Annotated in this window: 14 protein-coding genes; 7 read left to right on the top strand and 7 right to left on the bottom strand. The window is 66.6% G+C overall.

Going from position 1 to position 14,316, the window contains the following annotated elements; all coding sequences use genetic code 11:
- Positions 1 to 122: 122 nt before the first annotated feature.
- Positions 123 to 410, top strand: a complete 288-nt coding sequence (locus NO366_RS15600; protein ID WP_256531710.1) for a DUF7111 family protein — start codon at positions 123 to 125, stop codon at positions 408 to 410.
- Positions 411 to 503: 93 nt separating this feature from the next.
- A complete protein-coding gene (locus tag NO366_RS15595; RefSeq protein ID WP_256531709.1) occupies positions 504 to 1,937 on the top strand; it encodes a heme o synthase in 1,434 nt (477 codons plus the stop codon).
- Between the two features lie 61 nt (positions 1,938 to 1,998).
- Here NO366_RS15595 and NO366_RS15590 read toward each other — a convergent pair whose 3' ends face one another.
- The 3 genes from NO366_RS15590 to NO366_RS15580 all read right to left on the bottom strand — a co-directional run bounded on the left by NO366_RS15590 (position 1,999) and on the right by NO366_RS15580 (position 4,734).
- Entirely contained in the window at positions 1,999 to 2,988 is a 990-nt protein-coding gene (locus NO366_RS15590; protein WP_256531708.1) for an aldo/keto reductase, read from the bottom strand.
- 105 nt (positions 2,989 to 3,093) lie between these two features.
- Complete coding sequence (locus NO366_RS15585) at positions 3,094 to 3,648, bottom strand: DUF192 domain-containing protein (protein ID WP_256531707.1); 555 nt, start codon at positions 3,646 to 3,648, stop codon at positions 3,094 to 3,096.
- Between the two features lie 129 nt (positions 3,649 to 3,777).
- Entirely contained in the window at positions 3,778 to 4,734 is a 957-nt protein-coding gene (locus tag NO366_RS15580) for a TIGR03557 family F420-dependent LLM class oxidoreductase (RefSeq protein WP_256531706.1), read from the bottom strand.
- Positions 4,735 to 4,873: 139 nt separating this feature from the next.
- Here NO366_RS15580 and NO366_RS15575 point away from each other — a divergent pair, with 139 nt between their 5' ends.
- Entirely contained in the window at positions 4,874 to 5,896 is a 1,023-nt protein-coding gene (locus NO366_RS15575; protein ID WP_256531705.1) for an ABC transporter ATP-binding protein, read from the top strand.
- Positions 5,893 to 6,690 carry an ABC transporter permease gene (locus NO366_RS15570; protein ID WP_256531704.1) on the top strand — a complete coding sequence of 266 codons (798 nt, stop codon included), beginning with the start codon at positions 5,893 to 5,895 and terminating at the stop codon, positions 6,688 to 6,690. Before NO366_RS15575 ends, NO366_RS15570 begins: the two co-directional genes overlap by 4 nt.
- Positions 6,691 to 6,738: 48 nt before the next feature.
- Here the strand turns inward: NO366_RS15570 and NO366_RS15565 are convergent, their stop codons facing one another.
- The 3 genes from NO366_RS15565 to nikR form a co-directional block, all read right to left on the bottom strand.
- Positions 6,739 to 7,317: a DUF420 domain-containing protein gene (locus NO366_RS15565; protein WP_256531703.1), complete on the bottom strand. Its 579-nt coding sequence runs from the start codon at positions 7,315 to 7,317 to the stop codon at positions 6,739 to 6,741.
- A gap of 51 nt (positions 7,318 to 7,368) precedes the next feature.
- Positions 7,369 to 8,103 carry a J domain-containing protein gene (locus NO366_RS15560; RefSeq protein ID WP_256531702.1) on the bottom strand — a complete coding sequence of 245 codons (735 nt, stop codon included), beginning with the start codon at positions 8,101 to 8,103 and terminating at the stop codon, positions 7,369 to 7,371.
- 343 nt (positions 8,104 to 8,446) lie between these two features.
- On the bottom strand, positions 8,447 to 8,878 hold the full coding sequence (gene nikR, locus NO366_RS15555) for a nickel-responsive transcriptional regulator NikR (RefSeq protein WP_256531701.1): 432 nt from the start codon (positions 8,876 to 8,878) through the stop codon (positions 8,447 to 8,449).
- Between the two features lie 399 nt (positions 8,879 to 9,277).
- Here nikR and nadA point away from each other — a divergent pair, with 399 nt between their 5' ends.
- Positions 9,278 to 10,411: a quinolinate synthase NadA gene (gene nadA / locus NO366_RS15550; protein WP_256531700.1), complete on the top strand. Its 1,134-nt coding sequence runs from the start codon at positions 9,278 to 9,280 to the stop codon at positions 10,409 to 10,411.
- Positions 10,412 to 10,413: 2 nt separating this feature from the next.
- Positions 10,414 to 11,976, top strand: coding sequence for an L-aspartate oxidase (locus tag NO366_RS15545; protein WP_256531699.1), 1,563 nt, complete (start codon positions 10,414 to 10,416; stop codon positions 11,974 to 11,976).
- A gap of 36 nt (positions 11,977 to 12,012) precedes the next feature.
- Here the strand turns inward: NO366_RS15545 and NO366_RS15540 are convergent, their stop codons facing one another.
- Complete coding sequence (locus NO366_RS15540; RefSeq protein WP_256531698.1) at positions 12,013 to 13,314, bottom strand: hypothetical protein; 1,302 nt, start codon at positions 13,312 to 13,314, stop codon at positions 12,013 to 12,015.
- 134 nt (positions 13,315 to 13,448) lie between these two features.
- On the opposite strand from NO366_RS15540, the gene nadC reads away from it, so the two are divergent.
- Positions 13,449 to 14,270 (top strand): carboxylating nicotinate-nucleotide diphosphorylase, encoded by an 822-nt coding sequence (gene nadC / locus NO366_RS15535; protein ID WP_256531697.1) that lies wholly within the window; start codon positions 13,449 to 13,451, stop codon positions 14,268 to 14,270.
- Positions 14,271 to 14,316: the final 46 nt, after the last annotated feature.

Raw genomic sequence — 14,316 nt, 5'->3', positions numbered from 1 at the left:
ACGTCGGACCCGGATGGTATCGGTACGCTTCGGAGCGAACCGAACGTTCGGTTACTGGAGAACGCGATCTGGCTGCGATCCGAATCGACAGGTTAGACTGTCGCGCGGGGAGAGCACCCACTATGAGCGACGAGGAGACGACCGAACGCGCCGACGGGATCACAGCTACGTATCGCGAAACGGCCGACGAGCGACTGCTCGTCTTCGAGGCGGTGTCGGGCGGCGAGACGGCTGTCCTCGCCCAGAACATCGATGGGTACGCGATGGTATCGGTCCGGCCGTCGCCCGACGGCGCCGAACTGGAGCGCTACTACGGGTTCGACATGGCCATCGATCACGCAGCAGAATTGCTCTCGGTTCACCCGACCGAACTGCCGGTACCCGAGTCGGCCGATGATATGGGACTGTAGCGGATCCATCAGACTGCGGTCGGCCGACCGACGCTCGACCGCCACGAAAGCGGGATCCCTAAGTAACGGCGGGCGAAGTATCCGACAGGAACCGTGACTTCAGACCGTTTTCCGTCGCCGATCGACACCCACGCCCGGTTCGCCGGTTTACTCGCGGCGACGGCCCTCGGCGTCTACCTCCTCGTCGTGGTCGGCGCGACGACGTCTATCACCGACGCGGCCGCGTCCTGCTCGGCGTGGCCGGGGTGCGGCCAGCCGGTCGACCCCCTGACCGAGACGGAACTGGCTATCGCGCTGGGTCACCGGATCGCGGCCGTCCTCGTCGCCGGACTCCTACTGGCGACGACCGTCGTCGCCTGGCTCGGTGCGGCCACACGTCGCGTCCGCTACACCCTGCTCGCCGGCCTCGGCCTGTACGCCGTGCAGGTGGCCGTCGGTGCGGTGACCGCAACGATGGGATCGGACGCGATCGTCCCCGGATTACACCTCGGACTCGGCGTCGTCGTCTTCGGCACCGTCGTCCTCGCACTCGCGTGGGATCTCGAGGTCGCGACGGGAGCGACCGAAGAGATCGATCGAGCGGTCGCGACGACCCCCGACGCACCGGTTGTCGAGGAGCCCGATGCGTCCCAGCGCACGCTCCCCGATTCCCGCTTCGACAGACTTCGATTACGCGTGAAAGCGTACCTCTCGATGACCAAGCCGCGACTGATGTGGCTGCTCTGTCTCGTCGCGGCGGCCGGGATGGCTCTCGCTGCGGGGCCCGACCTGGATGCCCAGACCGTCGTGGCTACCCTCGCGGGCGGCGTGCTTGCCATCGGCGCCTCCGGTACGTTCAATCACGTCCTCGAACGCGACGTCGATCGCCGCATGAAACGAACGTCCGACCGGCCCCTGGCCACGGACCTGGTTCCCGTCACCAACGCGCTTCTGTTCGGGTTCGTCCTGACTGGCGCATCCATCTCGGTCTTCTTTACGATCAACGCGCTCGCGGCGGCTCTCGGTCTGATCGCGATCGTCTTCTACAGTGTCGTCTACACGCTGGTTCTGAAGCCGAATACGGTCCAGAACACGGTCATCGGCGGGTTCGCCGGTGCATTGCCCGCCCTTATCGGCTGGGCCGCCGTCACGAACGAGATCGGCGCCCCGGCGCTCGCGCTCGCGGGTCTCATCTTCCTCTGGACGCCCGCGCACTTCTACAACCTCGCGCTCGCCTATCGCGAAGACTACGAGCGCGGCGGCTTCCCGATGCTGTCGGTCGTTCGCGGCGACACCGTCACCCGAAAGCACATCGTCTACTACCTCGGCGCGACGCTCGTCGGTGCGGCCGCACTCGCCTGGGTGACCGACCTCGGAGCCATCTACGCGACGGCCGTCGTCGTCTTCGGCGGGATCTTCCTCGCGGCCGCGGTGGAACTGCACTTTGCCCGGACCGAGCGCGCAGCGATGCGGACGTTCCACGCGTCGAACGCCTTCCTCGGTGCCGTCCTCGTCTCGATTCTCGTCGACGCGATGATCGTCCTGTAGGCGGGTCGGAACGGTCCCGTTCGACGCTCGAAAACGTGACGAGTAGCCGTTTCGGCGGTCGTTACTGTCGAGCCTCGGCGATCCGTTCGACGTCGTCGTCGGTGAGATCGACGTCGACGGCGCCGACGTTCTCTTCGAGTTGGTCGGGCGTTCGCGCGCCGACGATCGGCACGCAGGTAAAGCGGTCCTGGTCCATCAGCCAGCGCAGCGACACCTGCGCGGGCGAGGCATCTCGCTCGTCGGCGACGGCCTCGACCGCGTCGAGGACGTCCCAGGCGGTGTCGGTCGCGTAGTACTCGCCGAAGCGATCTTCGAGCGTCGCGCGCGAGCCGTCCGGGGCCTCGACGGAGCCGTCGTCGGCGCGGTCGTACTTCCCGGTGAGGAAGCCGCCGGCCAGCGGCGAGTAGGGGCAGACGGCGAGGTCCTGATCGGCGCAGACGTCGAGGTAGTCGCCGACCTGATCGTAGTGGGCGGCGTTGACCATCGGCTGGGTGACGTCGAACCGTTCCAGTCCCTCGACGTCGCTCGTCCACAGCGCCTTGGTCAACTTCCAGGCGGCCATCGACGAGGCGCCGAGGTAGTTGACTGTCCCGTCCCTGACGAGTTCCGTCAGTGTCTGCATGGTCTCGCGGATGGGTGTCTCGTCGTCCCAGCGGTGGATGTAGTAGAGGTCGAGGTAGTCCGTCCCGAGCCGGTCGAGCGTCCCCTCGATCTGGCGGCGGATGTGCTTGCGTCCGAGCCCGGAGTCGTTCGGACCCGGTTCGCCCCAGCCGTCGAACGGGAAGTAGACCTTCGAGGCGAGGACGAAGTCCTCACGGTCTCTATCCTCCAGCCACTCGCCGATCCACTCCTCGCTCGTCCCGTCGGGGTCGCCGTAGACGTTCGCCGTGTCGATGAAGTTGATGCCGTGGTCTGCGACGGCGTCGAGGAGGTCGTGTGCTTCCTCCCTCGTTGTTTCGACCTCGTCACCGTGGCGCTTGCCGAAGCGCCAGGTGCCGAAGCAGAGTCGCGATACCGTCGTCCCGGTGTTGCCGAGCGTGACGTACTCCATAGGCGGATGGGTGTTTTACCGGCACCGAAAAAACCCCTCTGGTGGCGGAGAGCCCCGCGGCTCGGTGCGTGCATCTCGGGCGGAGCAAACTCATCACTATCGGTGTCACTCACCCCAGTCGAGTCGGTCACCGGATTCGACGCCCCGCTCCGTCGTCCAGTCGTAGGGAACCTCGAGGACGTACTGGCCCCGACCGGGATACCGCTGGTTCTCCCCGTCTTCGTTGGGCCCGGGTGCCTGTGCGTGGTGAATTCGGGTGATCGTCCCGGATCCGCCGGCGTAGACGATGTCGATCCCGAAGTCCATCTCGCGCATGACGAACTGGCGGTCGCGGTCGCGGCCGAAGATGAAGAGCATGCCGCGGTCGTCGGGGAGTCGTTCCGTGTCGCTCAGCCCCAGCCGTCGCAACTCGGGCGTGTCGGCGATTGCGGCCGTAACGGATCCCAGTGGGTCCCCATCCTGCGTCGAGACGGCCACTTCGGTCGTCTCGTAGCCGGCGTGGATCGGCTGATCGTCGGGATTCGACGAGGGGGCGTTCGTCGATTCGTTCGACGGGTGCGGTTCGCCACCGGTGCACCCGCTCACCCAGACGGTCGCGGCCGTGGACCCGACGGTCGTGAGGTAGCCACGTCGGGTTCTCGGGGTAACGTCCCGCCCCATGTGGGTAGTCTACGCCGCTCCGAGTAATAAACGCCGGCGTCGGTACCATCGCCCGGAACCAGCTGGTCGGTGTCCCTTCTGGCGTGGCACATCGTTCGACATCGTCCCGACCTCCGCCGGGCGTCGGATTCAGGCGAGTACCGGTGCCAGTTCGTCTTCGAAGAACTCGAAGAACGCGGCCTGATCGGGCCCGATCTGGTGGACGTAGACGTGGTCGAAGCCGGCGTCGACGGCGGTCTCGAACGAGTCGATCCACGGTTCCGGGTCGGGATCGGTGAGCGTCGACGACTCGGCGATATCGTCTCGTTCGACCATGGTCGCGGCCTGTTCGAAGTGTTTCGGTGTGGGGAGTTCCTGGCCCAGCTCCCCCGGGAGCGAGCCATTCGGCCAGCTGTCGTAGATCGTGTCGACGGCCGCAGACTCGCTCTCGGCGTAACAGCCGTGGAGCTGGGTGATCGTCGGTCCACTCCCGCCGGCGTCGTCGAACGCGTCGACGACGTCTCCCTTGGGGCCCGAACACCAGAGGCCGTCGCCGTGGTCGGCCGCCCACTGGGCCGTCCGCGGGCCGAACGCACTCACGACGGTCGTCGGCTGCTCGTCGGGGCAGGTGAACAGCTTCGCGTTCTCGACCGTGTAGTGGTCGCCGCGGTGGCTCGTGTTCTCGCCGGTCCAGAGCGCCCGCATCACGTCGAGCGCTTCTTCGAGTCGATCGAGTCGGATCGCGTGCTCCGGCCAGCGGTCGCCGGTCACGGGTTCGTTCAGGTTCTCCCCCGTCCCGACGCCGAACGTGAACCGATCACCCAGGAGGACGGCGACGGTCGCGACGGCGTGGGCGACGTTCACCGGATGGATGCGCGTCGTCGGGCAGGTGACGCCGACACCGACGTCGATCTCGTCCGTCGCGGCGGCGATGCCGCCGAGGGTCGTCCAGACGAAGGGCGACTCGCCCTGGGCGGTCACCCACGGGTGGATGTGATCGGAGATCGAGACGAAGTCGAACCCGGCCTCCTCCGCACGCCTGGCCTGCTCGATCAACGCGTCCGGACCGTGCTCCTCGCTGGACAGGGTGTAGCCGACGTCCGTCATGGTGGCAGGGTGGACCACGGGTCGACGCATATCGGTTGGGCCTGCCATCGGACTCGGTCTGGACCCGTGGAGTCAGCCCGCGGTGGGTTACGGGACCGGAATCGAACACCTTACCCCGGTCGGTTGCCTACCCCGGCGCATGAATCCGGTCGTCGTGGCCGAGGACGTGGCGAAGCATTACGGCGAGACGATCGCCCTGGACGGCGCGTCACTCTCGATCGACGCCGGCGAGGTGTTCGCCCTCATCGGGCCGAACGGTGCCGGCAAGACGACACTCGTTCGGGCGCTCACCGGGACCGTCTCCCCGGACTCGGGTTCGGTCTCCGTACTCGGGGCGTCACCTGCCGACGTCGACGCCAGCCGCCTCGGTGTCCTCCCCCAGTCGTTCTCGCCGCCCGACCGCTTGAGCGCACGCGAACTCCTCGCCTACTACGCGTCGCTGTATCCGGAGTCGCGCGATCCCGACACCGTCCTGGCCGAGGTCGGACTCGAAGACTCGGCGGAGACGTGGTACGAGAACCTCTCCGGCGGGCAGCAGCGTCGCGCGTGCGTCGGGAGTACGCTGTTAAACGACCCCGACGTACTCGTGCTCGACGAACCGACGACGGGGATCGATCCCGCCGGCCGGCGAACGATCCATCGTCTGATAGAAGACCTCGCGGCGGCTGGCACGACTGTCCTCCTCACGACCCACGACATGGCCGAGGCCGAGCGTCTGGCCGATCGCGTCGGCCTGCTCGCCGACGGCACCGTTCTCGACGTCGGGTCGCCGGCCGCGCTCGTCGACCGCCACGCCGGGTCGGACCGACTCGTCGTCGAGCAGGCCGAGACGGGGATCGATACGGACGCCCCGTCGACGACGGCAGATGACCTCCTCGCCACAGCGCGCGAGACACTCCCCAACCGGATCGAGCGGGATCGATCACATCTGATCGTCCACGACGTCGACCCGACCGACATCGGGTCGGTAGCGGACGACCTGTCGGCGGCAGGAATCGGGTACACCGGCCTCCGCTGGACGGAGCCGGGCCTCGAGGCGGTCTACTACGCGCTCGCGGACGCGGAGACCGGTTCCGAGCCGGACGGGCGTGACTCGGTCGCTGGTGAGGCGAGTGCGACGTCGAACCCGCCGGTCTCCGATGCCGGAGGTGGTCGCCCGTGACGGCTGTCGATTCGCCCGCCGCGCGCCTCCGACGGATCCGCGGCGCTGTGAGTGCCGGTTGGCGGGCGTTCGTCCGCCGGCGGACGGCCGTCTTCTTCACGTTCTTCTTCCCGGCGATCCTCGTGATCATCTTCGGCGCGCTCGTCCGGACCAGCTCGGGCGGCGGCGGACTGTTCGCGGAGCCGGCGGGCTATTACGTCCCCGGGTACCTCGCCACCGTCGTGCTCTTTACGCCCCTCTCCCGGATGAGCAGCGAGGTGGCTCGCCACCGGGAGGGCAACCGGTTCGAGAAGCTCGCGACGACACCGCTCGGGCGCACCGAGTGGCTCCTGGCGCAAACGATCGTCAACGCGGTCATCATCACGATCGCGGCCGCACTGATCCTCGTGCTGGTCGTCGCCCTCACCGGTGCGACCGTCGCGTTCTCGGCGCTGTTACCCGTGTACGTCCTCGTCGGTGTCGTCGGCTTCTGTGGACTCGGTGCAGCCCTCGGAAGCTATACCGAATCGCAGGATGGCGCCGTGGCGGCGAGCAATGCGATCGGGTTGCCGGTGCTCTTTCTCTCCGCGACGTTCGTGAACCCGTCGCAGTTGCCCGCGTGGTTCCTCCCGCTGGTCGATCTCTCGCCCCTCTCGTACTTCGCGCGCGGGGTCCGGGCGGCGACGTATCCGGCCGCCGACTACGGTCCCGTCCTCGGCCTCGACCCGGTGATCGGGAACCTGGTCGTCCTCACGGGTGCGTCGCTCGTCCTGTTCTGGATCGGCGCCCGGTCGATTCCACAGACGGAATCGTGAACCGACCGCGCGTCGAAGAATTCGGTGGGATCGGGAGGGCCCGTTCGTTCAGAAAGAGTAGTCCCAGATGTGATTCAGCATGAGGTACGTCACGATTCCGAGGACGAGACTCAGGATCCACGATCCGGCGGCGACTCGGCCCACGCGAGCGTGGATGCTATCGCGCAGTTCCGCGGGTGTCCGGGTCAACCCGAGTAAGAGTGCGTAGAGGACCACCGGCACGGCGACCATCGACAGCACGATGTGAACTGCCAGCATGAGGATGTACGCGTAGTACGCGGGGTCGGGTCCCTCGAAGTACTTCGTCCCGCCGCCACCTACCTTGAGGAGGTAGACGACGAGGAACAGCAAAATCGTCCCGAAGGCGCCGGACATCGCGCGTCGATGGGCGTTCACACGCCCGTTCCGGATCCAGTACCAGCCAGCGATAAGCAGGACCGTCGTCGTCGCGTTGATGACGGCGATGGCGTGCGTGAGGACGTTGGTCTGGTCCTGGGTGAGATCCGGGTAGATCGGCGCGTCGAGGAGGAAGGTTCCGAGCACCAGTCCGTAGCCGATCACGGTCAGGAGCGCCGTGCTCGCCGCCGTCCGGGTGCGGATCCGCTCGCGAAGTCGGACAGTAACCATTACGTGGTCCTTTCGAGTCGATCGCTTTCCCTCTTGTCTTCCTGTTCGGCGCTACTCGGACTCGACGTCGAACGGGAGCGGATCGAGACGGGTTCGCGCCTCGCGATCGAGTTCGAAGAGGTACCGTTCGGTGGTCGACCCGCCAGCCGTAGCGCCCCGTTGTGTGTACACGATGCGGTCGACAGTGGCGTCGTTCTGCAACTCGTCGGCGACGACGACGGCGCGCAGCCCGGTTCCGGGTTCGAGTGTCGTTGGACCGGGCCACCAGTCGTCGGGGAGTGACGACCGTCCCGGCGCGAGCAGCGACGCGGCCTCGTACATGAATCCGTCAGTTCCGATGAAGCGCGTCTCCGACGGGCCACGCCACTGGCAGGCCTGTGACCCGGTATTGAAAACCTCGAAACACGCGACCGGCCGGTCGAGGGTCGAACCGATCCCCGGTGTCGCGGCGAGTCGCCCCACGTCGATCGAATCGGCGAATCCGACGAGCGAGAGCGTCAGCAGCTCCCCGGTGACGGAGGGCGTGACAGTCACCCGTTCGACCGCCTCGGCGTCGAACGTGGGGGCGTCCGGCCGAATCGGCTCGGCGGACAGCGCTCTGGACGTCGTCCCGGCGGGCGGCCGTTCACCGGTGAGTTCCTCGTAGGCGCGTTTGATCTCGAGGAATCGTTCCCGACGGCCGCCCTGATCGGGGTGGTGATCGGTGAGGAGCTCCCGGTAGCGGTCGCGTATCGTCGCGATGGATGCATCCGGCGACACGCCGAGGATTTCGCTGGGGCGCTCCATTCTCATCCCTACCCAATCACGAGGCCAAAATGAGTCTTTCTGCTCGGTATCGTCCGGTAGCCGAGGATACGGTCGCCTCGATTGCCCCGTGTCGCCGATGGAACGCTCCGGTCGTCCAGATGTCGGTTCGGACTCAAACCGGTCGATCCCGACGTGTACAGCGTCGCTGAGAGTGCGTCGTTCGCCCTCGTACCCAGCCCCCCGAGAACGGTGACGGGACCGGTCGCTCTGGCCGCGGTCTCGGTCCTACCCGATCGACGTACAGCAGTTGAGCCGGACACTCCAGGCGTCGCCTGCCCGGCCGCTTCGAGCCGTCACCGGATACCGACCGTCGGTCCGTCGGCTAGTGTCCGCCGGTTCGAAGGGGGTCGACGTCGTCGACCGGGAGGACGGAGTAATCGACCGTCAGAATGTCACTCGTCGCGCGGATCTTGCCCACGAACGTCGAGATATCTTCGAGATCGCCTTCAAGGACGAACAGCTCCATGCAGAAGTGATCGCCGACGTGGCTGTGGAAGTTCGACGCGACGAGGCGTTCGTACTCGTGACGCAGCGAGATCATCCGCTCTTCGACCGTCGTCGTTTCGTAGTCGAATAGTACCGTGACGACGCCCATGAGCGTCCGATCTTCCAGTTGCTTTTCCTCGAACTCTCCGAGGAGGGTTCGTGAGGCCTCTCTCACCACTTCACTCCGCCCCGTGTAGCCGTGCTCCTCGGCGAACTGGTCGAGTCGCTCGAGAAGTTCGTCCGGCATCGAGACACTGACGACTGCCATGGACTAAGAATATCGGTCCGTATTGATAAAATGAGTGGCTCCATATCCGGTGAAGACCCGAAGAGACGAATATTTCCCACGTTCGATTCGACGTTCGCTGAATTCCCGGCCAGTCGGCGGGGCGCCCGCACGATCGATCTGCGATTCGCCCGTTCCAAGTCGGTTTCGTCGACTATCGACGGCCGATGGTTTCTGGGTTCCCTGGAGAGGGCGTCGGTTCCCGCTCGTCGCATGACGGATAGCCCGAGGGGGTCGGCGGTCGACGCGATGGCGTCGACCTGGGCGAATATGTTCGCCACCCCGGGCGGTCTGTCGGGACAACATCAGTCGAAACCGCCGATTGAAGATAAAATCTTTTCGTGGTAGCGATTCGAGGGGTCAGTACTACCAGGTATCGCCATGGTTACGATGGAAACTGCGGACATCGAGACGGACCTGAGCCTGTTCAAGTACGACAACTTAGAACAACTCCCGACGGCGTACCGAACGCTCTCGGAGGCCGAACGAACGCCTCGTATCGAGGCGGCCCTGGAGGAACTCGGCGACGACGTGGTCGTTCTGGGGCACAACTACCAGCGCCGCGAGATCGTCGAGCACGCCGACTTCGTCGGCGACTCGTACGAACTGTCGAAGCGGGCGGCCGAGGCCGACGCCGAGTACGTGATCTTCGGCGGCGTGACGTTCATGGCCGAGTCCGCGGATATCATCACCGACGACGACCAGACGGTGATCCTGCCGAGCATGGAGGCCTCGTGCCCGATGGCCGGGATGGCCGAAGCCCTACAGGTCGACGCCGCGTGGGCGGAGATCACGGCCGCGGCGCCCGACGCGGAGATCGTCCCGATCACGTACATGAACTCCTACGCCGACCTGAAGGCGTTCTGTGCGAATCAAGGCGGGCTCGTCTGTACCTCATCGAACGCCCACCGCGCGTTCGAGTGGGCGTTCGACCGCGGCGACAAAGTCCTCTTCCTGCCAGACAAACACCTCGGCGTGAACACGGCTCACCGCCTGGGGATGGAAGACGACGTGGTCACGTGGGATCCCTGGGATCCGGCGGGGAAAGAACCGGTCGAGGTCGCCGAGGCCGACATCATCTGCTGGGACGGCTACTGCCAGGTCCACGAGCGCTTTACGGCCGACCACGTCGAACGGGTTCGCGCCGAGCACCCCGGAGCGCAGGTCGTCGTCCACCCCGAGTGCCGCCGCGAGGTCGTCGAAGCCGCTGACGTGGTCGGGTCGACCAGTACCATCTGCGAGACGGTCGAGAACGCGGAGCCGGGCGAGACGTGGGCGATCGGCACCGAGATCCACCTGACGGAACACCTCTCGCGCTGGCACCCCGAGGTCGAGGTCCTCCCGCTCTGTGGCGACGCCTGCATGGACTGCAACGCGATGCGCCAGATCGATCCCAACTACCTCACCTGGGTCCTGGAGGAACTCGTCGCCGGCCGCGAGCGTAACGTGATCGAGGTCGCCCCCGAGGAGAAGGAACTCGCCGGCGTCGCCCTAGAGCGGATGCTGGAGGTCTGACGATGACGAACGACACGGACGCCGAACGGGACGACGACAGTCCGTCGGCGTCGACCGACGTCCTGGTGGTCGGGTCGGGTATCGCAGGCTGTGCGGCCGCGCTCGGCGCCGCCCGCGAGGGAAGCGACGTCTGTCTCCTCACCAAGGCGAGCAGACCGGACGAAGCGAGTACCGACTGGGCGCAGGGCGGCATCTCCACGACTGGTGGCGACCCCGACTCGTTCAAACGCGACATAGTCGAGGCGAGTTCGAACACGGCCGACGAGGACGCCGTCAACGTCCTCGTAGACGATGCCGACGCGGCGGTCCGCGACGTCCTCATCGAGACGCTCGAAATCGGATTCGATCGCACTGGCCCAGATGCCGACGGAGACGACTTCGACTACGCACGGGAAGCTGCCCACTCCACCGATCGCATCCTCCACGTCGACGCCTCGACCGGCACGCACATCCTCCGACCGTTTCTCTCCCACGTCGACGCCCACGACCGGATCGACGTCCGCGAGGACACTGCGGCGCTCGAACTGTTGACTCACGAAGGGGCCGTCCACGGTGTTCTCACGGACGAGACGCAATCGGGTCTGCCCGTCTACGCGAATCGAACGATCCTGGCGACTGGCGGGATCGGCTCGCTTTACACTCGATCGACGAACCCCGAGGGGTCGACGGGTGACGGCATCGCGATGGCTGCACTGGCCGGTGCTGAGGTCGCCGATATGGAGTACGTCCAGTTTCACCCGACGGCGTTCGCCGGCGACGACCCCTTCCTGCTCTCCGAGGCGGTACGGGGCGACGGTGCACACCTGTTGAACGCCGACGGCGAGCGATTTATGCCCGACGTCCACCCCGACGCCGAACTCGCGCCGCGTGACGTCGTCGCGCGGGCGGTAGCGACCGAACGGGAGCGAACGGGCGAGGTCGTCCTGGACGTGAGCCCCCTCGACGAACCGTTCGACGAGTCGTTCCCGGACCTCGCCGCAACGTGTGCGGACCGGGGTCTCGACCGCGATCGGATCCCCGTCGCGCCGTGCGAACACTTCCTCTGCGGCGGAATCGACGTCGATCGGTGGGGCCGGGCGTCGCTTGACGGTCTCTACGCCGTCGGCGAGTGCGCCCGGACCGGGGTCCACGGGGCGAACCGCCTCGCCTCCACGAGCCTCCTGGAGGGCCTCGTCTGGGGGCTTCGCGCGGGCGAAGACGCCGCGAACGCGACCGAGTCGCTCGACCACTCGCCGGTCGAACCACCCGAACTCCGTGATACCGATCCCGCGCTCCCACCGCGATTCGCGGCCGAGAAGTTCACCCGGCTGCGACGGACGATGGACGAGTACCTCGGTCTCGAACGCGATCTGGACGAACTGGGCCGGGCGGGCGCCGTACTCCGCCGACTCAAAGGCGAAGTCGACGCCTACACCCGGACGCGGACGAGTCGGGACCTCTACGAACTGCGAAACGCCTGCGTAACGGCGCTTCTAATCGCCCGAGCGGCCCGCGAGAACCCCGAATCGGTCGGCTGTCACTACGTGATCGACGATGCGGTCGCCAACGCGCCCTCGGGTCAGTAACCGGTTCGTCCTGCCGAGGGGAGCGCCGTGACGCGGTCAGGCTACTCGAACCGGTGATAGCTGGACGAGGTCGTCCATCGTCGGGGCCGCGGTCACGACGACGTCGTCGCCGTCTAGCGCGAGCGCCTCGAATCGACCGTCGCGGTGCCAAACGTCGTCGAGATCCGTCCCCGCACCGCGCGTCTCGGCCCAGTGGCGGAACCGTTCGTACGCCGTCTCCGCGGCTGCAGTATCGGTGAACCTGATCCGCCACAGCCACGCGTACGGTCCGTCTTCCCGTCCATCGTCGGGTGCGTCCGACTCGAACCCGGTGAACGCGTCACCGCGCAAGGCGTCGGTTACGGGGGAGCGGAATCGGACGAGCGAGGTGTACACTTCGTCCGTCGCGTCAGCGTCCCGTGTGTACACGGCATCGCCGGGCAGGACGCCCTCGTGCCAGAGGGTGGTGAAAAGTGCTTGCATCCCGAGCCGTTCGGTATCGAGGCGGGTCCAGCGACCCTCGGGCTCGGTCGGCGGCGCGACCGACTCCGGCTCTCGGTCCGGATACCACTCGGGCCTGAGAACCTGTCCGGAGTACGACGGCGGGTCGTCGTGACAGTCCCAGATGGCGTCCCACCCACCACGCTCTGCGAGCGCGGCGACGAAGTCGTGTCCGTTGAAGTACGAGCCGTACGTGAGCAGGAGGGCGGGATCGAGGGTGTCCGGGTCGACGCGCGTCGGACCCGGGAGGTGACAGCCCGCGAAGTCGCCCCCACAGCCATCGACGTACTCGTCCTCTGCGAACATGGCTGCCCCTTCGACGAGCGCTTGTTGGGCGGCGTACCGGTCGAATCCGATCGACCAGCTGCGGTCCCAGTCGGTTACGCCGGCCGTCTGGAACTGAATCGCGTGGAAGAGTTCGTGGGCGAGGAGCTGATCGTCGATGTCGCCCTCGTCGGCGCCGACGAGGCGGATCGTCGTCGATCCCGGGTAGTACGCGCCGGCGAATTCGAGCGGTCGCTCGGCGTCGAGTTGCCGGAGCAGACCGAGCGCACGATAGGCGAGCTTCTGTGTCGTCGACCCGCCGACCACCTGAAACGTCCCGGCCCGTTCGCGCATCTCGTCCGCGTCGATGAGCCGAATCGTCGTCTGGTCCGAGATCGACGCGCCGACCATCTCCGAGAGCTGGTCGTAGACAGCTTTCGTCCGTTCTCTAAAGGCCTCGTCGACGCCGTCGAAGCGCAATGGACCAGACTGCGGATCGGAGCTACTCCCGAACGAACACCCGGCGGTGCTCACGCCGAGTGCGACGGCTCCGGCCGTGAGGAACTCGCGTCGTGATCCGTCCCAATCGGCCATTCATCGGAGCGTTGGCGGTCGGGGATACAAACCACTGCCGCTCTGGACCCAGTCACGGACCGACTGGTGACGGTACTCCCGCCGAAATCGGTGGCGATAAGCGGCCGCCGGCGAACGGATCGGATACCGATCACATGATCACTGATTCGCAGATCGAGCGCTGGCTTCGCGAGGATCTCGGTCACCACGACGTGACCAATCAGGTTCCGGGTGAGACCACCGGTCGCCTCCTCGCCACGGAGGCCGGCGTCGCAGCCGGCATCGACCCCGCCGCTCGCGTCTTCGAGTATCTGGGTGCGAGTGTTACGGATCGACTCGAATCCGGGACGTCCGTCGACCCGGGCGACGAACTTCTCGCGGTGTCCGGGTCTACACGGGCCGTACTTCGCGGAGAACGCGTCGCTGTAAACCTCGTCGGGCACGCCTCGGGCGTCGCGACGCGAACACGCGAGGCGGTCGACCGAGCGAGCGAGGCGGCCGCCGACGTCCGGATCGCCGCGACACGCAAGACGACGCCTGGCCTCCGTGGGCTCGAGAAACGCGCGGTCGTGGCTGGCGGCGGCGACACTCACCGGCTCGACCTCTCGCACATGGTCATGGTGAAGGACAACCACGTCGCCGAGCTGGGCCTGGAGGGAGCGATCGAGCACGTCGCCGACCGCGTTTCCTTCGCGACGAAGATCGAAGCCGAAGTCGAGCGACCGGTCGACGCACCGACGGCCGCGGCGGCCGGCGCGGACGTCGTCTTGCTCGACAATATGGATCCCGAGACGGTGCGGTCCGCGCTCGAAACCCTGTCGGAAGCCGGTCACGAAGACGTACTGACAGAGGCCAGTGGCGGGATCACGCTGGAGTCGGTGGCCGAGTACGCCGCGACCGGCGTCGACGTCGTCTCGATGGGTAGCCTCACGCACTCCGCCCCATCGCTCGATCTGTCCTTCCGGACCGGCGGGTGACTTCGTCTCGAATTGCGGCCGGTTCGCAGTGTCCGATTACGGTCGG

The organism is Halovivax cerinus, assembly GCF_024498195.1.
GTDB lineage: Archaea > Halobacteriota > Halobacteria > Halobacteriales > Natrialbaceae > Halovivax > Halovivax cerinus.
This window is presented reverse-complemented; position numbering and strand designations above follow the sequence as displayed.